The organism is Candidatus Litorirhabdus singularis, assembly GCF_026262625.1.
Taxonomy (GTDB): domain Bacteria; phylum Pseudomonadota; class Gammaproteobacteria; order Pseudomonadales; family Halieaceae; genus Litorirhabdus; species Litorirhabdus singularis.
On sequence record NZ_SHNN01000003.1, the window covers coordinates 413,615 to 431,077 of the forward strand.

The following is a 17,463-nucleotide window of genomic DNA, read 5'->3' on the forward strand; positions in this document are numbered from 1 at the left end:
CGAAGCACTGGAATCTAGCGGCTTGCGGGACATTGCGCAAGTTGTCTCAGGTTTCAGTCAGCGCTATTCAGCGCTCACATAACACCGACTTCACTCTCAGCATGGACAAAAGCAATGGCAGATAGTAAGCAGTACCTCGAATTTATGTACGGGGCTCTGGCAGAGCTGAACAAACAAGGCCTGGAGTTGTCAGAGACAACCGACATGATTGCCGATATGGGGCTGAGCTCGCTGGAAGTTATGGAATTCATTGAGCAGATTGAAGACGAGTATGATATTTCCATACCGCTTAATATTCTCCCCGACGTTAACACCATCGGCCAATTGGCCCAGAAACTTCAGGAACTGATCGAGTAATACAGCATGCTGTTTGACAAATTCAAGGAAATGGCCGGATTCCAAGCCGAGCTAACTGAACGTGACATCAAGCCCTTTGGGGCGGTTACGGAAAAATTTCTGTCGCCAACAGAAGGTATTGTTGGCGGCCGTAAAGTGATTCTTGCAGGTACTAACAATTACCTCGGACTCGCCTATGATCAGCGCTGTATCGACGCCGCGCAGCGCGCAGCGCAGGACTGGGGCACCGGCACCACAGGCTCACGCCTCGCCAACGGTTCCTTCGTCGAGCACGAGTTGCTGGAGCAGGAGCTGGCGGATTTTTATGGTGTCGGTCATGCCATCAGCTTTACCACCGGATACTCAGCCACGATGGGCATGTGCGCTACCATAGCCGGCCCTGGCGATGTCATTCTGTTGGACTCCGACAGTCACGCCAGTATTTATGCGGGCGTACAGCTTAGTGGCGCCGAAATCATTCGCTTCAAGCACTCTAATCCGGACGATCTTGCCAAGCGGCTGCGACGCCTGGGTGATCGCGTGAGCAATACGCTCATCGTCGTTGAGGGCATTTACAGCATGCTCGGCGACACTGCACCACTGCAGGAATTTGCCGAGGTCAAACGCGAGTACGGTGGCTACCTGATGGTAGACGAGGCGCATTCACTGGGCGTACTCGGCGCTACCGGTCGTGGTGCCGCCGAAGCCACGGGCGTTGAGGCCGATGTGGACTTTATTGCCGGCACTTACAGTAAGAGCCTGGGCTCCACCGGCGGTTATTGCGTCAGCCAACACGCCATGCTGGATATCATTCGCTACTGTATTCGAGCCTATATTTTTACTGCCAGCGCGTCACCTTCCACGGTGGCATCCACTCGCAAGGCACTGGAAATCATGCGCCAAGAGCCAGAACTGCGCGCCAAGCTGTGGAGCAACGCCAACAAGCTTTATAGCAGCCTGCAGGACATGGGGCTTAGCGTTGGCCCTACCCCGAGTCCGGTGGTTGCAGTAGAGCTGGGCGATCGTGAACAGGCCATCCTGTGCTGGAATGCACTCATGGACGCCGGAGTCTACGTCAACCTGGTCATACCCCCGGCTTCGCCATCGACCAATTTCCTGCTCCGCTGCAGTGTTAGCGCGGCGCATACCGAAGAGCAAATTAACCATATTATTAACGCCTACGCGGCGTTGCTAAAAAACGGCGCCATTAGCGTCCGGGCTGAATAATGGAAAAGCTAATTATCACCGGTGGCGGGCCACTGCAGGGTGAAGTCACCATTGCCGGCGCCAAGAATGCAGCGCTACCGGCAATTGCAGCCTGCCTGCTAAGCGCCGAGCCGGTAACACTCACGAACATACCTGGCGTCCGCGATATCGACACTGCGCTGCAATTGCTCAGCCTGATGGGCTGCGAGGTAGAGCGCGATGCAAACACCCTGCAAGTAACCGCCAGCACGCTCACTTCGGTGCGCGCACCCTATGAACTGGTGCGCACAATGCGTGGATCGATTTTGTTACTAGGCCCATTACTGGCGCGCTTTGGCGAAGCTGATGTATCTCTGCCGGGGGGCTGCGCCATCGGTTCGAGACCAGTCAACGAGCACATTACCGGCCTCGAGCGCATGGGAGCAGAGATTGATATCGAAGCGGGTTACATCAAGGCCAAGGCCACCCGCCTCAAGGGTGCACATATCGTCTTTGACGTGCCCTCGGTAACCGCTACTGAAAACCTGATGATGGCAGCGACCCTGGCCGACGGCACCACCGTTATCGATAATGCCGCCATGGAGCCCGAGATAACCGACCTGGCACTCATGCTCAGCAGCATGGGTGCACGCATCACGGGTGCTGGCACCAACAGTATTACTATCGAAGGCGTTGTCAGTCTCCATGGCGCGCAGCACCAGATACCACCAGATCGCATCGAAACAGGAACTTTTCTGGTGGCTGCGGCCGCAACTCGAGGCGATATTACCCTGCGCAACAGCAACGCAGCACACCTGCAATATGTCATCGCGAAGCTGGAAGATGTAGGCTCTGATATCAGCAGCGGCCCTGACTGGATACGCCTTAACAGCCGCGGTTTACGTCCGCAACCGGTGAATATCACCACCGCGCCCTACCCGGCTTTTCCAACCGATATGCAAGCCCAATTTGTCACCCTCAATGCGTTGGCAGATGGCAGTTCCACCGTGGTGGAAACTATTTTCGAAAATCGCTTTATGCACATCGCAGAGTTACAGCGCATGGGTGCGCATATAGAACTACAGGGGCATACCGCAGCCATTCAGGGCACCGAAAGACTGCAGGCGGCGCCAGTGATGGCCACTGACTTGCGCGCCTCAGCCTCGTTGGTCATCGCTGCACTGGCTGCCGATGGCGACACCACCATTGACCGGGTCTATCACCTGGATCGCGGTTACGACAACATCGACGCCAAGCTAGCTGACCTGGGTGCCAGCACGCGCCGGGTCTCGGGCTAACAGGGGCGCAGGGTGCAAACCTGGTTTGCCCATTTATCAGACCCACATCTGACCACCCTGGAGCAGGTCAAGCCCCTCAAGATATTGGGGAAACGCCTGCTAGGCTACATTTCCTGGCGTCGCAAGCGACGCTTTGAGCATCGACCTGAAGTGCTTGCAAGCCTGCAACAGCACTTACAACAGCAACCGTCCGACGTGCAATTACTGGTTACCGGTGATCTCACGCATATTGGTTTACCCGATGAATTTACCCAGGCCGCACATTGGCTGCGGCAGTTAGGCGAGCCCGACGCTATTGCCGTCATTCCCGGCAATCACGATGCCTGCGTGGCGCTACCCTGGCGGCAGGGGCTAGGACAGTGGCAAGACTATCTGAAATCTGACACACCGCAGCAGGACACCTTTCCCAGCCTGCGAGTACGTAGCGGCATCGCTTTCATTGGCGTATCCAGCGCCTGCCCCAAGCCACCTCTAATGGCGACCGGCACCGTCGGTACGGAGCAACTGGCCAAGCTGGCCGGGCTATTGAAAGAAACACGAGCGCAGGGCTTGTTCAGGGTAGTCTACATACACCACCCGCCCAAAACCGGCGTGGTCAAATGGCGCAAGCGTCTCACCGACGCACCCCAGTTAAGCGCAATGCTGCAGCGCGAAGGCGCTGAACTGGTGCTGCACGGACATGGTCATAGAGCTCAACAATACAGCCTACCCGGCGCGACTGGCGATATCCCGGTGATAGCAACACCCTCGGCCTCGGCTATGGGCCTCCACGGCGCCGATATCGCTCAATACAACCGGTACGGAATAGAATCTACGGCAGAAGGCTGGAACCTGACCGCTATTACCAACAGCTATGATAAACAGGATGCGGTGTTTCGCACCGGCGCTGCGCGCCAGTGGCAACTCAAACGTCAGTAAGCGTGCAATGGGCTAGTCTTCTTTGACTGCAGCCTTGGAAAATGACCCGCGCACCAGCGCCAGGTCGGAGATCGAATCAACATCAACAGCTGCATTAGCGTAGGGTAAAATTACCACTCTAATGCGCAGACCAAGGCGCTTGCTCAATTTCGCCAGAGCTTCCTCCAGCGGCAGCACGCCCATGCGATAGCGCAGCACCGCCCACCAGCCCAACAGCCCAATAACGACTCGCGGCTTCTTGCGTTCCTGCTCAATCTTGCGCCAAAAGCTGGCGGCACGACGGCCCTCGGGGGTAACAAAGGCGAACAGGTTGCAGCCACAGAACTCGCCATCTGAAAAACGCAGTACCGTTTTACGCATTTCTGGATAAGCTTCCTGTACCAGCGCATACGGCGCCAGGCCTACCGTCACGTCCACATCATCAGCCAGACTCTGACGGCCAAAAGCATCGACGATTTCGGGCGTCAGCAAGGGGTGGTCGGCCGTTGTCAGCAACACCCGCTCTTCCAGCGGCAAAGATTGCATCGCTGCATAGGCACTGGTGCTGGGACTGCTCTCCGGTGCCAGCCATGCCACTTCAGCAGAGCTCACCATCTGCTTGAGCTCTGCGTCACTTTCCAACTCCGACTGCAGCGGCCCCGACAGCAGTATTTTGTCTACCACCCTGGAACCCTTCAATGCAGCAATAACCCGGCGCACCATCGGCACTCCGTCGATATCAATGAGTGCCTTGCAGCTAACACCCGAGTGATTAATGAGTGAATCCTGCTTGGTACGATCACCCGCCAGGACAATAGTGGTGAGATGGTTGCTATCGGGATCTAGATGCATAATGTCAACTTAGTGTCTTTTCGTACATGCGGTAGCGCTTATAGGCGACTCCGCCAATGGTTTCAATGATGTTACGAATGCCGGCATTGCTTTCAAGTATCCAGCCCATTTCGGCACGTTCAACGCCCAATTCAAGGCCTGCCCTGCGCACCGCGTCTACGCCCATAAAAGCCATGGTCGGGCCCAACCGAGAATTCTGGAATTTCTGCCTTACGCCCATTAAAGGCACCCGAGCGCTCTTAACCCCGACGACCTTGAGCCGCCACAGCAACTTCACCCAACCAAAGGGCAGCAGTTTACCGTTCAAGTCACGGCTTGCCTCATTAATATTGGGCAGCACCACCACGAAAGCCGCTGGCTCTCCTTCGTACTCCACAATTTGCACATACTCATCAGGTAGCAAAAGGGTCAGTGTCTTCACCAGCGCACCGTATTCCTCCGCTGTGAAAGGCACAAAGCCCCAGTTGTTTTGCCAGGCATCATTAAAGATGTTACGCATAATCTCGGCTTCTTCGGCAAGATGCTTGCGCCGCAGCGGCCGAATCGTCACCTTGTCTGACACTCGCTCAGCCAATCGCAACATAATCTCGGGCGGTTCAAAGCGGGTATCCAGCATGTAGGCCAACATGTCCTGAGCCGGCACATAGGCCTGCTCTACGACGCGAGTGTCATACCAGGGCTTGCCATGACCCATCATAATAAAAGGTGGGGTATCAAAGCCGTCTACCAGCAAGCCAACCTCTTCATTGACGCCTAGATTGTAGGGGCCACGCACACGCCGCATACCCTGCTCTCGCAACCAGCCTTCAGCCGCAGCAAACAAACGGGCGAACAGATCTGCATCGTCCCCCGCTTCGATCAAACCGAAGTATCCAGTATCATCCTGATAACGCTGCTGATGCAGATCGTCTACTTGCGCGCTGATACGCCCCACCGGTTGATCACCACGATAGGCAACCCAGGCCTGCCATCTAGCGTGGAGGAAGAACGGGTTATTGGGATCAAAGCGTTGTTTTTGCTCAAAGTCGAGCGGCGCAATCCAGTGCGGATCGTCCTGGTATATCAGACGCGGTACATTGAGAAAATCGCGTATACCGCGGCGGTCCAGGACCGGCCGAATGGCAATTTCAGAGGCGTTGGCGGACGACATAATCGCGCTGTTCTCAAACCTGTGGAGGTGGGTAAAGGCTGGAAGTATAGCCGCGCAAGTGGACACTAACAATGCGGGGGTAAATGCATCGGTAATTTTACCTACAAATAGAGGTGCAATATAAAATACTTTATTTTCAATGCGTTACGAGAGGAAAGCAGGTGAAATAGTAGCTCTGTGCAATATCTATCCATGTATTAAACGAATCAGAACCAGAACCCCTCAAAATTTTCTGAAACAATCGCCCGACTATTGGTATTATTGCATAGCCGCTCGCGGAAGCCCGGTGCTAATATGGCGTCCATCGAGTGAAGGTAACATATAACGCTCGTCAGAGGCGCACCCGCAGCACCAAGCAGGGAAGCGCCCGCCAGATAAGGTTGGGGACGTTAACTGCAGGTTGCCAGAAACAAATCGGCAAATTCTGCTTCATTGAGCACTGACGGCGATTTTCGTCAGTATGTGCGGGGGAAACATTGTGCAACTTAACGCGACTCCAACCAGTCACCAACTACCGTTCCGGCCGGCCGACTTTGCCACGCTGACCGAGGCACTGGACTATGCAGCTCAGGGCGACACCGGCACCAATTTCTATACCGGCCGCGGTAAAATCTACGAAACGATTCCTTACAGCCAGCTGCGCGCAGAAGCGCAGACACTGGCCAGAAAGCTGCTTGGCTATGGCCTGGAGCAGGGCGATCGCGTGGCATTGGTTGCAGAGACCAGCTCCGACTTTGTCCGCTTCTTTTTCGCCTGCCAATATGCCGGCCTGATCCCAGTGGCACTGCCTGCCACCATCAAGATGGGCGCTCACGCAGTCTACGTAGCACAGTTACATCGCCTGCTGGAAGCAAGCTCCGCGGTGGTTGCTGTCGCAACTGAGGGCTACCTGCCCTTCCTCAAGGAAGCCGCTGAGGAACTGGATACAAAAATGGTTGATTTGCCAGAGGCATTCCACGCCCTGCCCGAATCTGATCAGCCGCTGCCTACGATACAGGCAGAGGATATCTCTTACATTCAATACACTTCTGGCAGCACGCGTTTTCCACGCGGCGTTGTCATCAAGCATCACACCATCATGGCCAACCTGAGCGGTATTATTCAACACGGCCTTGATATTACCGCCGCAGATCGTCTGGTGTCCTGGCTGCCGTTTTATCATGACATGGGCCTCGTCGGTTTTGTACTGACACCGGTCGCCGGTCAGCTTTCCGTCGACTATCTGGATACCCGCGAATTTGCAGTACGTCCGCGCCAATGGCTGAACCTGATGACGCAGACCAAAGCCACCATCTCTTTCGCGCCCTCTTTCGGCTATGACCTGTGTGCACGCCGTGTTCGCGAGAAAGACGTTGCCAGCTACGATCTCAGTAACTGGCGCGTTGCGGGCATTGGTGCTGAAATGATCCGGCCAGAAACGCTGGATCACTTTGCCGAACTGCTAGCACCTGCGGGCTTTGATCCCAAAGCCTTCACCGCCTGCTATGGCATGGCAGAGTGCACCCTGGGCGTCAGCTTCTCACCGTTGGATGAGTCCTACACCACACACTACATCGACAGCGACCAACTCGCTGACCTCCACAAAGTAGTGATCATGGAACCCGATGATGTAGATTGTCGTGGCCGACATTTTGTCAATTGCGGTAAACCTTTGCCTTGTTATGAGGTAGAAATTCGCGATGAAGATGGCAACTGCCTGGAAGACTGGCGCAGCGGCGTGATCTATGTACGTGGCCCTAGCGTAATGTCGGGTTACTACAACTTACCCGAAGAATCCGCCGAAGCTCTGTGTGAAGATAACTGGTTGAATACCGGCGACATTGGCTATCGGGTCGACGGCACTCTCACCATTACCGGGCGCAAGAAAGACCTTATTATTATCCACGGTCGCAATATCTGGCCACAGGATTTAGAGCATATTGCAGAAACCCAACCCGAAGTACGGGTCGGTGACGCGGTGGCCTTCTCAGCTCCCGACGCGGGCGGCGATGAACTCTGCGTACTCGTGGTCCAATGCCGCGAGACTGACGCCAATAATCGCCTCAACCTGGTAAAACGCCTGACCGCACTGGTGCGCATGGAGCTGGGTCTCGACTGCTATGTCGAGCTGGTACCCAACCGCTCACTGCCCAAGACCTCCTCGGGCAAGCTGTCACGGGCCAAGGCGCGACTGGACTTCATTGCCGAGCACGACGAAGAGCGTCTGACTGCGGTAGCCGAAGAAGTCCGGGTAAGGATTGCCTCCGCTTAAGGAGTAGTCCCCTGATCATCGCGGTTACAGGTGCTACCGGTTTTATCGGAGCGGCGATATGCGCCGCACTGATTGAGGCTGGTTTCGATGTGCGCGCACTGGTGCGCAGTCCAGAGCGAGCCGAGCAACTGTTGCCTGCCGCCGTTAACATAATCCAGGGCGACCTTGATAGTACTGCCAGACTGAATGAATTGGTCACTGACTGTGACTGCGTTATTCATTGCGCAGGATCGGTGCGCGGGGCTTCGCAGGCCGCCTTCGACCGTACCAATGTAACCGGAACTCAGCACGTAGTAGAAGCTATACAGCGCATGGCTACACCAGCTCGCTTGCTATTGCTATCCTCATTGGCGGCGCGCGAGCCCGGCCTATCATGGTATGCAGCCAGCAAACATCGGGGTGAGATGCTGGTTGCCAACGCTGACCCCGCCCTGCAATGGGTGGGGCTGCGACCGCCGCCTGTATATGGCCCGGGTGATAAGGAAATGCTACCGATATTCAAGCTCATGTCGCGCGGGCTGGCACCAGTACCGGGCAACCCGGGCAACCGTATCTCACTGGTGCATGTCGACGACGTAGTCCAGGTCATCGTCGGTCTGTTGGAGCTTGCAAACTGGCCTGGACGCAGTTATACCCTGTGTGACGGTCGCGAAACCGGCTACGACTGGGACGAACTGAGCACTATTGCAGCTAAAGTATGGCAGCGAAAGGTAAGGATATGGCGCATTCCGACATGGGCTGCAGACCGTGTGGCGGGGTTTAATCTGTATCTGGCACGCCGCTTTGGCTACGCACCCATGCTCACGCCAGCCAAGTTGCGTGAGTTGCGGCACCCGGACTGGGTGGTCGACAACAAAGAGCTGACCGCGCTACTGGGCTGGCAACCACGGGTCGATCTCGAACAGGGGATAACACGGCTATGGTAAGCGAGCGGTTAATGGCAAGGACATTTGCAGCTGAAACTGCGGATGTAATCGGCAGCTCGAGATGAACGAGCCGCCCAAGCAAATGAAAGGAAACCACCGTGGCTGAATACATCCTCGGCAATTCACTCAGTAAAGCCGCCAGCAAGCACAAGTTCTTGCGGGCCCTGCTGTGGCGCCTGGATTTCGCAGTGGTTTGGCTTTTAATCAACCTGTTCGCCCTATTGCCGACAGATACCGCGTCCAATCTTGGTGAGCGCCTCGGGCGCTTTATTGGGCCGCGTCTGCGCCGTAAAACTGAGCTGTACAGAGAGAATCTTGCGATCGCTTTTCCGGAACAGACTCCGGCGGAACGAGAGGCACTGCTGGTGCGCTCGTGGGGCCGCGCCGGTCGCGTGCTAGCTGAATACCCGCACTTCAACCGCATTGCCGCCAGCAAGGATCGTGAACGCTTACATATTCGTATTCTGCAAGACACACCCACCTACAGCGACGAGCACGCTGCGGCAGTTATTGTCACCGCGCATCACAGCAATTGGGAGATGGTTGGCTCTGCCATGGGGCGACTCGGCATCCCCAACAGCACCCTCTACAGCCCACCCACCAATCCGCTGCTGGACCGCATGCTACTCGCCTCCAGAATGAAACTGAACTGCGAACTGGTGCCCCGTGATAAAGCCGCCCGCAGCCTGGTGAAAGCCCTGGCACGCGGACGCAGTGCGGGCATGGTGATGGACCGACGTATTGACGGCGGTCATCCGATTCCATTTTTTGGCCGCCCCAAGCCCTCTACCCTGCTGCCGGCCAAGCTGGCCCTGAAGAATGGTATTGACTTGATACCGGCGCGGGTAGAGCGCCGTCAGGGCGCCGAGTTTGAAATAATCTTTTACCCGCCAATAACTGCACGTAACCCGGAGGCCAGCGAGGACGACCGTGCCGTTGACATGGTCACCCAGGTCCATGAACTGTTTGAGGAATGGATTCGCGCGGAGCCCGCAGACTGGTTCTGCAGCAAGCGAATTTGGCCTAAAATGAACGCGCAGGACGGGTATAATGCGCCAACAGCAACCGAGGCACGCTCCAATGTCCAGTAAAACCGAACATCAATCTATCAGGCTGTTTGAAAACAAGTTTCTCGAAAGCCTGACCCATGTCCACCCCCTGATTCCCTTGCTCCTGTGGGCGCCAATCGCCAGCTACCTGCTGTGGCGCAGCGTTGCGGTGCATGAATTGCCAGCAGCAGGGCTGCTACTGACCGCTGTTGCGGGAATTCTGGTGTGGACCCTGACCGAGTATGTGCTGCATCGCTTTGCCTTCCATTTTCCTGCCAAGAGCAAGTTTGGCAAATGGCTGGTATTTCTGTTCCACGGTAATCACCACGATGACCCCAAAGACAAGACACGTCTGGTGATGCCGCCCAGCGGCTCTATCCCCATCATGATCGCCCTGTATTTCCTGTTCTCGCTGTTTGTGCCGGCGCCATGGATAGAGCCGTTTTGCGCGTTTTTCATGATTGGGTATCTGATTTACGATTACATTCATTACGCTACTCATCATTTCCCGATGAAAAACCCGGTGGCGAAATACATCAAACACTACCATCTCAAACACCATTTCTCCGGCGAAAAAGGGCGCTACGGCGTCAGTTCACCGCTGTGGGATAAGGTGTTTGGCAGCGCAGGCAGCGGTAACTAAGACAGCGCTGTGCCTCGCTACTATGTCATCCCCAAGCAACTCGCCGATGCTGCACCCGCGCTGGGACGCTTGGCACAGTGGCTGGAAGCCGTTGGCATCAGCTTCGCCTTCTGGATACTGAAACGCTTATCACCTGAGCGCGGTTCACGCATCGCCGCCGCCGTTTTCCGAAAACTGGGGCCGCGCACCGGCAAAGCCAAAAGCGTTCGCCGCAATATGCGCGTGGTATTTCCCGACCATAATGATGAACAAATAGAAGATCTCTGCCAACAGGTCTTCGGGCAACTGGGCATGGCCACGGTAGAACTGGTCAAGATGCGACAGCTATGGGCCGAGCGTGAGCAGCGCATGGAATTTGTAATAGCACCGCAGGCGCTGGCCCACCTGCAGGCACAACGGCCCACCGTCTTTGTCACTGCGCACGTCGGTGCATGGCAGTTGACCAACCTGATATCACTGCATCAGGATCTAACCATCACCACAGTGTATGCGGCGGAAACCAACCCGACGTTACATGATCTGTTTCTGGATCTGCGCGAGGCTTTTGGGGTTAAGTTACTGCCCACTGAAGACGGTGTGCGCCCGCTTATGCGCGAATTGAATGCAGGCAATAGTATCGGACTGGCAATGGACAATCGCCTCGATAGCGGCAGCCCCATACCATTTTTTGGCGTCGATGCGCTGACCAACACCACCGCAGCCAGGCTAGCACTAGGCAACGCGCAGGCAGCCCTGATACCCATTAGGGCTGAACGGCTAGAGCCCGGGTATTTCCGTGTTAACGTCTACGACCCCATCATCAGCTCTGATCCCAACGCCAGCAAAGCCAATCAGACGCTGGATATGACGCGCCAGATCAACCAGCACTTTGAAAGCTGGATACGCGAGACCCCCGAGCAATGGATGTGCCTGAAACGGCGTTGGCCCAAGCCTGGAAAACCATGAGAACCTGCCGAGCTACTAGGGACGGTGGGAGCGAGCCAGATAATCGTGGCTTTGCATTTCCTGCAAGCGACTGACCGTACGCTGAAACTCAAACTCAAGGCGACCACCGGTATACAGCTCTAGTAACGGTACCTCGGCCGATATAATGAGCTTGACGTTGCGGTCATAAAACTCATCCACCAGATTCACAAAGCGTCGCGCCTGATCATCGCTGGTGCGGCCCATCTGCGGTACGTTACCCAGCAACACCGCATGATAAATGCGTGCCAGCTCAATGTAATCATTTTGGCTGCGAGGGCCATCACAAAGCTCAGTAAATTCGAACCACACAACATCGTCAAAGGCCCAACGCGAGCTGAGATAGCGGCCATTAATTTCCAACCTTTCCCATTGATAGCCAGTCTCAGGAACCAGGTCGTCAAAGCTCTGTTTGAGGCTAATTTCGGCTTCCGCATCCAACGGCCAATGATAAAGCTCAGCCTTCTCCAGCACGCGCAACCGGTAATCTATGCCACCATCAACGTTCAACACGCGGGTATGCTGCTTCACCAGGGCAATGGCTGGCAGGAAACGCTGACGCTGTAGCCCATTTTGGTAAAGCAGATCTGGGGCGATATTAGATGTCGCAACCAGAGTGACGCCGCGCTCAAACAGGGCCTCCATCAGTCCACCGAGAATCATGGCATCGGTGATATCAGAGACAAAAAATTCGTCAAAGCACAACACTCTGGCCTCGCGAGCCAGCCGGTCGGCAACGGTCAGCAGGGGGTTAACGGTGCCCTCTAACTGCGTCAATTCATTATGCACACGCTGCATAAAGCGATGAAAGTGAATGCGCAACTTACGCTCAAATGGGAGGCAATCGTAGAAAGTATCGACGAGATAGGTTTTGCCACGACCAACACCCCCCCACATATACAATCCCGGTACCGGCGCCTGCGCCTCCTCTGGCCTGATGCGGCGCCACCAGCGCCCGAGTGCTCCGCCTTCAGAGCGCTCTGACTCAGCCGCTACCAGGCCCTGGTAAACTGCTTCCAGCGCCTGCACCGCTTGTAGTTGCGCGGCATCCTCGACGAATCCATCGCGCTCCAGGTCTTGCCGATAGCGCTCAAGCGGAGTACTCATATCAGGTCTGCAAATTGCTCCAGTGGAGGGGACGCACACTTTAACCAGCGCGCGTTTAGTTGGCAACGTTGTGCCGCGACCATACCGCAGCTGCATCTATCGGGGTATAATCCACACCACCATCTCAGAGCCGTTAACGGGGAAACCTCAGTGTACAGTGACAACACCCTTATTCTCGCCATTATTATCGCCCTCCTGTTAGGGCTGGGCGTCGGTGCCTTTGTTAGCCGCCGCCTGTCGCCTGACACTAAGCGTCAGCGCGAATTGGAGCGCAATCTGGAGCGTGCGCTTGAGCAACAGCGCAACTATCAGCTTGAAGTCTCCGAGCACTTTGCCGATACGGGCAAACTACTGGGTACGTTGGCGCAGAGCTATCGCAACGTCCACAACCACTTGGCGGAGGGCGCCGATCGACTGACAGGTGCCGAACAGGGCCCGCAGCTAACACCGCTGCCAGATTTTTCAATCGACAATCAGACCGCTACTCCTGTTACCGAGGCCTCCCAACCACCTCTGGACTATGCACCCAAGATATCGCCGCACGAGCCAGGCATGCTCAACGAAGAATTTGGACTGGACAAAATCGAGCCCGAGCCTATTCCAGAGCCGGTGATAGACACCCAACCCATAGCAGCGGCAAAACTCTAAATCTGCTTCAAACCGGGTTGGGAATATCGATAAACTCGTGGTTAAGTCCCAGCTCCACCTGCAGTTTCTCTCCCAGCGCGCGCACTCCGCCGCGTTCGGTTGCATGATGTCCGGCGGCAATAAAGTGAATACCCTCCTCCCGCGCGATATGCACAGTTTGCTCTGATACCTCCCCGGTGATAAACACTTCCGCACCCGCGGCAACAGCCTGATCGATATAACTCTGGGCGCCACCAGTGCACCAGGCTACGCGTTGTACCTGTGCCTTCGGATCACCGATATGTAAAGGTACCTGGCCTAGCTGCTGCTCTAATCGCTGCAGCAACTCAGCCAGCGACAGTGGCTTGGAAAAATGACCATAATTACCAACCCCCTGAGGGTCAGTCGGGTCAAGCAGCCCCTCTTCAGTGATATCCAACAACCGCGCCAGCATCGCATTATTGCCAAACTCGGGATGGGCATCCAACGGCAGGTGGTAAGCCAACAGACTGACATCCGCGCGCAATAGCGCCGCGATTCGCCGCTTTAGCATACCCGTCAGGACTGGACTATCACCCTTCCAGAACACGCCATGGTGCACCAGTATCGCATCCGCACCGCTGTCGATCGCGGCATCCAGCAAGGCCTGGCAGGCGGTCACACCTGACACCACTTTACCGACACTGGCTGTGCCTTCCACTTGCAATCCGTTGGGGCAATAATCCGCAAAGAGCGCCGGACGCAACCACTGCTCCAGCGTGGCAACCATGTCTTTCAGTGGTACTGTCATGTAACATTCCTCGACCAAATTATCCGTTCATAATAACGCCAACAGCACAGGAGTCATTCGCTTGTTGAACAAGGCGCTGAAATTATTTACCTGGCCGGCCATCGCCGGACTGCTGGCGGCCGTGCTGCTTCTGCAATGGCATAATTTCCAGAACCTGGAACACAAAGTCAACGCCATTGCGGAACGCGGCAGCTACGCGGATGTCGTGGCCAGTGCTGTACCAGCGGTAGTGAATATCTATACCAGTAAGCTAGTGCGTGAGCGAATTCATCCGCTAATGAATGACCCCTTCTTCAGACGATTTTTCCGCAGCAGCGCTATGCCGCGTGAGCGCATGGAAAACTCTCTCGGCTCAGGGGTAATCGTCAGCAGCGAGGGGCTCATACTCACCAATCGCCATGTGGTGGCAGGCGCAGACGAAATCCGGGTCGCGTTTTACGACGGCCGAGAGGTGCTGGCGCGCGTCGTCGGCAGCGATGCCGATACAGACCTCGCAGTATTGCAGGTGGAGCTCGACAATCTCCAGGCTATCACTCAAGGCAGCCCGGATCAGGCTCGGGTGGGAGATGTGGTATTGGCAATCGGCAACCCCTACGGCTTCGGCCACTCCGTCTCTCAAGGCATCATTTCCGGGCTAGGCCGCTATGGGCTAAAGCTCAGCACCTATGAGGACTTTATTCAGACCGATGCGGCCATCAATCAAGGTAATTCTGGCGGCGCACTGATTGATACCCGAGGCCACCTGCTGGGGATTAATACCGCCAACGTGCAGAGCGAGGGCGCCGCCACTAATATCGGTCTGACTATACCCGCCGATCTGGCATTGAATGTGATGGCAGACCTGGTGCAATACGGCAAAGTCATTCGGGGCTGGATGGGGCTGGACGTGAAACCGGTGCCAAGCAACGGCGGCAGCGCCCTGTTAGTAAAGGCCACGGATGCTGGCGGTCCCGCGCAAAAAGCTGGCTTGTTGCCAGGCGATATCATTACCCACTTTGACGAGCAGGCGATTGTCGACGCACGACTCACTATGCAACAAATTGCTCAGATGCGCCCGGGAGACATCATCGATATCCAACTACGGCGCAACACGCAACAACTGTCACTGCAGGCTATTATCGGCGAGCGTCCCAGCAACAACCGCTGAAGAGCGCAATTGCAATGCTCGATGGATTAACGTCGGGCTCAGCTATCAGTATCAATACGGTATTCAGCAGAGCGCGCATGCGCCTCCAGTGACTCACCGCGCGCCAACGTGCTCGCCAGAGGCGCCAAGGCCTGCGCACCCTCCGGGCTGCAGTGAATAATCGAACTGCGTTTCTGGAAATCATAAACTCCCAGGGGTGAAGAGAACCGCGCAGTGCCAGCCGTTGGCAGCACATGATTCGGTCCAGCGCAGTAATCTCCCAGCGCCTCGGGTGTGTAGCGGCCCATAAAAATGGCGCCCGCATGCCTGATTTCAGGCAACCACTGCTCCGGCTCTGCCACTGCCAGCTCAAGGTGTTCCGGCGCAATACGATTCGAAATATTGACTGCATCTGCCAGGTCAACCGTTTCTATCATGGCGCCGCGGCGCTCCAACGAAGCCGTAATAATCTCTGCGCGCTCCATAGTGGGCAGTAATCGGTCGATACTGGCACTCACTGCTGACAGAAACTCTCGGTCCGGTGACAACAGAATAGACTGCGCATTTTCATCATGTTCAGCCTGAGAGAACAGATCCATGGCAATCCAGTCCGGATTGCTATCGCCATCGCTGATAATCAGTATTTCAGAGGGCCCGGCAACCATGTCGATGCCTACCTGGCCAAATACACGACGCTTGGCGGTCGCCACATATATGTTGCCTGGGCCGACGATTTTGTCGACCCGGGGAATGGTCTCAGTACCGTAGGCCAGCGCCGCGACAGCGTGGGCACCGCCAACCGTAAACACCCGGTCGGCGCCAGCAATCGCGGCTGCAGCCAAAACCATGTCGTTTATATTACCAGTGGGTGCTGGCACCACCATTACAATTTCCTCGACACCGGCCACTTTGGCGGGAATCACATTCATCAACACTGAGGAGGGATAACTGGCTTTTCCACCCGGAACGTAAACGCCAACGCGCTGCAGCGGTGTCAACTGCTGGCCCAGACGGTTGCCATGGGCATCCCGATAACTCCAGGAGTCCTGCAGCTGGTGTTCATGATAATCGCGGATGCGTGTGGATGCCTGCTCCAGTGCCTCGCGTTGTGGCGCAGAAATAGCCCCTAAAGCTGCCTGCAACCTCGGCTGATGCACTTCCAACTGACTGACACTTGCCACGCTGAGGCCGTCGAAGCGGTGGCTATAATCAAGCACCGCGGCATCACCGCGCGCGATAACATCCCGGACAATAGCATCGACGCTGCTAACCACCGCGGGATCTTCGGTTTCATTCCATGCAGTCAGCGCACGCAGGCTGTCGGCAAAGTCGGTATCGGTACTGCGCAGCCACTTCAAACCGACTGCCCCTCTACCGCCAACCCCACTGCATCAACAATGGCCTGAATAGCCTCATGCTTCGAACGCATGGCGGCCTTATTGACCACCAGTCGTGAGGAAATATCAGCAATTTTTTGCAAAGGCTGCAGGCCATTGGCGCGCAACGTGTTGCCAGTGTCTACGATGTCTACAATGATATCCGCCAGATTCATCATCGGGGCCAGTTCCATAGCCCCATAGAGTTTTATCACGTCCGCATGAATTCCCTGCTCGGCAAAATACTGCTGTGCAATGCGCGTAAACTTGGTAGCCACCCGCACCCGACTGCTACCGGGGCTCCAACCTGCAGGACCCGCAGTCATCATTTGGCAACATGCAATACCCAGGTCCAGCGGCTCATAAAGACCTTCGGCGCCATTTTCCAGCAGAATATCTTTTCCTACCACGCCTATATCGGCCGCTCCATGACGGACATACGTGGGCACATCTGTGCCCCGAATAATCATTAGCCTTACGCCCGGCATCGTAGTGTCAAATACCAGCTTTCTGCTGCTGGCAATGTCCTCGAGCGGCGCTATACCGGCGGCGGCCAGCAACGGCAGAGTTTCTTTCAGTATCCGGCCCTTGGTCAGCGCCAGAGTCAGCTCGGCACTCATTGCTGCTGCGCCCACTCCGCCGCAGTAAAGGTGCGGATGTTTACGGCATGGATGCTGCCATCTGCGATCTGTTCACGCAGCACTGCATAGACCATCTGCTGTTTCTTGACCGGGCGCAGGCCGGCGAAGATCTCACCCACTACCAATATGTCAAAGTGATTGCCTTCACCGCTTACGCTGACCTCACAATCCTTCAGCCCGCTGTGTAGCAATCCTTCGATATCACTGGTCTGCATGGTGCACTCCTTTCTCGCGCCGGCACTGAAC

Annotated in this window: 18 protein-coding genes; 11 read left to right on the top strand and 7 right to left on the bottom strand. The window is 56.0% G+C overall.

Going from position 1 to position 17,463, the window contains the following annotated elements; translation table 11 throughout:
* Nucleotides 1-114 precede the first annotated feature (114 nt).
* Genes EYC98_RS16390 through EYC98_RS16405 form a run of 4 tightly spaced genes read left to right on the top strand, consistent with a single transcriptional unit; the run spans nt 115 to nt 3,737 of the window.
* Nucleotides 115-357 carry an acyl carrier protein gene (locus EYC98_RS16390; RefSeq protein ID WP_279246456.1) on the top strand — a complete coding sequence of 81 codons (243 nt, stop codon included), beginning with the start codon at nt 115-117 and terminating at the stop codon, nt 355-357.
* Between the two features lie 6 nt (nt 358-363).
* Complete coding sequence (gene spt / locus EYC98_RS16395; protein ID WP_279246457.1) at nt 364-1,563, top strand: serine palmitoyltransferase; 1,200 nt, start codon at nt 364-366, stop codon at nt 1,561-1,563.
* A complete protein-coding gene (murA, locus tag EYC98_RS16400; protein ID WP_279246458.1) occupies nt 1,563-2,819 on the top strand; it encodes a UDP-N-acetylglucosamine 1-carboxyvinyltransferase in 1,257 nt (418 codons plus the stop codon). Before spt ends, murA begins: the two co-directional genes overlap by 1 nt.
* Before the next feature lie 12 nt (nt 2,820-2,831).
* Nucleotides 2,832-3,737: a metallophosphoesterase family protein gene (locus EYC98_RS16405; protein WP_279246459.1), complete on the top strand. Its 906-nt coding sequence runs from the start codon at nt 2,832-2,834 to the stop codon at nt 3,735-3,737.
* Between the two features lie 12 nt (nt 3,738-3,749).
* Here EYC98_RS16405 and EYC98_RS16410 read toward each other — a convergent pair whose 3' ends face one another.
* The gene (locus EYC98_RS16410; RefSeq protein ID WP_279246460.1) at nt 3,750-4,568 is read right to left on the bottom strand and encodes a nucleotidyltransferase family protein; all 819 of its coding nucleotides are present in this window, start codon (nt 4,566-4,568) and stop codon (nt 3,750-3,752) included.
* A 4-nt stretch (nt 4,569-4,572) separates the two neighbouring features.
* Entirely contained in the window at nt 4,573-5,718 is a 1,146-nt protein-coding gene (locus EYC98_RS16415; RefSeq protein WP_279246461.1) for a hypothetical protein, read from the bottom strand.
* 478 nt (nt 5,719-6,196) lie between these two features.
* On the opposite strand from EYC98_RS16415, the gene EYC98_RS16420 reads away from it, so the two are divergent.
* The 5 genes from EYC98_RS16420 to EYC98_RS16440 all read left to right on the top strand — a co-directional run bounded on the left by EYC98_RS16420 (nt 6,197) and on the right by EYC98_RS16440 (nt 11,532).
* On the top strand, nt 6,197-7,969 hold the full coding sequence (locus EYC98_RS16420; RefSeq protein WP_279246462.1) for a fatty acyl-AMP ligase: 1,773 nt from the start codon (nt 6,197-6,199) through the stop codon (nt 7,967-7,969).
* A gap of 17 nt (nt 7,970-7,986) precedes the next feature.
* The gene (locus EYC98_RS16425) at nt 7,987-8,895 is read left to right on the top strand and encodes an NAD-dependent epimerase/dehydratase family protein (RefSeq protein WP_279246624.1); all 909 of its coding nucleotides are present in this window, start codon (nt 7,987-7,989) and stop codon (nt 8,893-8,895) included.
* 98 nt (nt 8,896-8,993) lie between these two features.
* Nucleotides 8,994-9,986 carry a lysophospholipid acyltransferase family protein gene (locus tag EYC98_RS16430; RefSeq protein WP_279246463.1) on the top strand — a complete coding sequence of 331 codons (993 nt, stop codon included), beginning with the start codon at nt 8,994-8,996 and terminating at the stop codon, nt 9,984-9,986.
* A complete protein-coding gene (locus tag EYC98_RS16435; RefSeq protein WP_279246464.1) occupies nt 9,976-10,587 on the top strand; it encodes a sterol desaturase family protein in 612 nt (203 codons plus the stop codon). Before EYC98_RS16430 ends, EYC98_RS16435 begins: the two co-directional genes overlap by 11 nt.
* 9 nt (nt 10,588-10,596) lie before the next feature.
* Nucleotides 10,597-11,532, top strand: coding sequence for a lysophospholipid acyltransferase family protein (locus tag EYC98_RS16440; RefSeq protein WP_279246465.1), 936 nt, complete (start codon nt 10,597-10,599; stop codon nt 11,530-11,532).
* 15 nt (nt 11,533-11,547) lie between these two features.
* Here the strand turns inward: EYC98_RS16440 and zapE are convergent, their stop codons facing one another.
* Nucleotides 11,548-12,657 carry a cell division protein ZapE gene (zapE, locus tag EYC98_RS16445; RefSeq protein WP_279246466.1) on the bottom strand — a complete coding sequence of 370 codons (1,110 nt, stop codon included), beginning with the start codon at nt 12,655-12,657 and terminating at the stop codon, nt 11,548-11,550.
* 150 nt (nt 12,658-12,807) lie between these two features.
* Here zapE and EYC98_RS16450 point away from each other — a divergent pair, with 150 nt between their 5' ends.
* Nucleotides 12,808-13,305, top strand: a complete 498-nt coding sequence (locus EYC98_RS16450) for a Z-ring associated ZapG family protein (RefSeq protein WP_279246467.1) — start codon at nt 12,808-12,810, stop codon at nt 13,303-13,305.
* 7 nt (nt 13,306-13,312) lie between these two features.
* On the opposite strand, the gene EYC98_RS16455 is transcribed toward EYC98_RS16450, so the two are convergent.
* Complete coding sequence (locus tag EYC98_RS16455; protein ID WP_420887185.1) at nt 13,313-14,074, bottom strand: Nif3-like dinuclear metal center hexameric protein; 762 nt, start codon at nt 14,072-14,074, stop codon at nt 13,313-13,315.
* A 61-nt stretch (nt 14,075-14,135) separates the two neighbouring features.
* On the opposite strand from EYC98_RS16455, the gene EYC98_RS16460 reads away from it, so the two are divergent.
* Nucleotides 14,136-15,221, top strand: coding sequence for a S1C family serine protease (locus EYC98_RS16460; protein WP_320415563.1), 1,086 nt, complete (start codon nt 14,136-14,138; stop codon nt 15,219-15,221).
* Nucleotides 15,222-15,259: 38 nt separating this feature from the next.
* On the opposite strand, the gene hisD is transcribed toward EYC98_RS16460, so the two are convergent.
* From hisD to EYC98_RS16475, 3 genes are read right to left on the bottom strand one after another with little or no spacing between them, the layout of a single operon-like run.
* Entirely contained in the window at nt 15,260-16,558 is a 1,299-nt protein-coding gene (gene hisD, locus EYC98_RS16465; RefSeq protein ID WP_279246468.1) for a histidinol dehydrogenase, read from the bottom strand.
* Nucleotides 16,555-17,196, bottom strand: coding sequence for an ATP phosphoribosyltransferase (hisG, locus tag EYC98_RS16470; protein ID WP_279246469.1), 642 nt, complete (start codon nt 17,194-17,196; stop codon nt 16,555-16,557). The genes hisD and hisG overlap by 4 nt, the downstream gene beginning before the upstream one ends.
* Nucleotides 17,193-17,432: a BolA family protein gene (locus tag EYC98_RS16475; protein WP_279246470.1), complete on the bottom strand. Its 240-nt coding sequence runs from the start codon at nt 17,430-17,432 to the stop codon at nt 17,193-17,195. Before EYC98_RS16475 ends, hisG begins: the two co-directional genes overlap by 4 nt.
* Nucleotides 17,433-17,463: the final 31 nt, after the last annotated feature.

Excerpts from the sequence above, each read along its gene's own strand:
- EYC98_RS16390 (WP_279246456.1), top strand. The coding sequence starts at position 115 with ATGGCAGATAGTAAGCAGTACCTCGAATTTATGTACGGGGCTCTGGCA.
- spt (WP_279246457.1), top strand. The coding sequence starts at position 364 with ATGCTGTTTGACAAATTCAAGGAAATGGCCGGATTCCAAGCCGAGCTA.
- murA (WP_279246458.1), top strand. The coding sequence starts at position 1,563 with ATGGAAAAGCTAATTATCACCGGTGGCGGGCCACTGCAGGGTGAAGTC.
- EYC98_RS16410 (WP_279246460.1), bottom strand. The coding sequence starts at position 4,568 with ATGCATCTAGATCCCGATAGCAACCATCTCACCACTATTGTCCTGGCG.
- EYC98_RS16415 (WP_279246461.1), bottom strand. The coding sequence starts at position 5,718 with ATGTCGTCCGCCAACGCCTCTGAAATTGCCATTCGGCCGGTCCTGGAC.
- EYC98_RS16435 (WP_279246464.1), top strand. The coding sequence starts at position 9,976 with ATGTCCAGTAAAACCGAACATCAATCTATCAGGCTGTTTGAAAACAAG.
- zapE (WP_279246466.1), bottom strand. The coding sequence starts at position 12,657 with ATGAGTACTCCGCTTGAGCGCTATCGGCAAGACCTGGAGCGCGATGGA.
- EYC98_RS16455 (WP_420887185.1), bottom strand. The coding sequence starts at position 14,074 with ATGACAGTACCACTGAAAGACATGGTTGCCACGCTGGAGCAGTGGTTG.
- hisG (WP_279246469.1), bottom strand. The coding sequence starts at position 17,196 with ATGAGTGCCGAGCTGACTCTGGCGCTGACCAAGGGCCGGATACTGAAA.
- EYC98_RS16475 (WP_279246470.1), bottom strand. The coding sequence starts at position 17,432 with ATGCAGACCAGTGATATCGAAGGATTGCTACACAGCGGGCTGAAGGAT.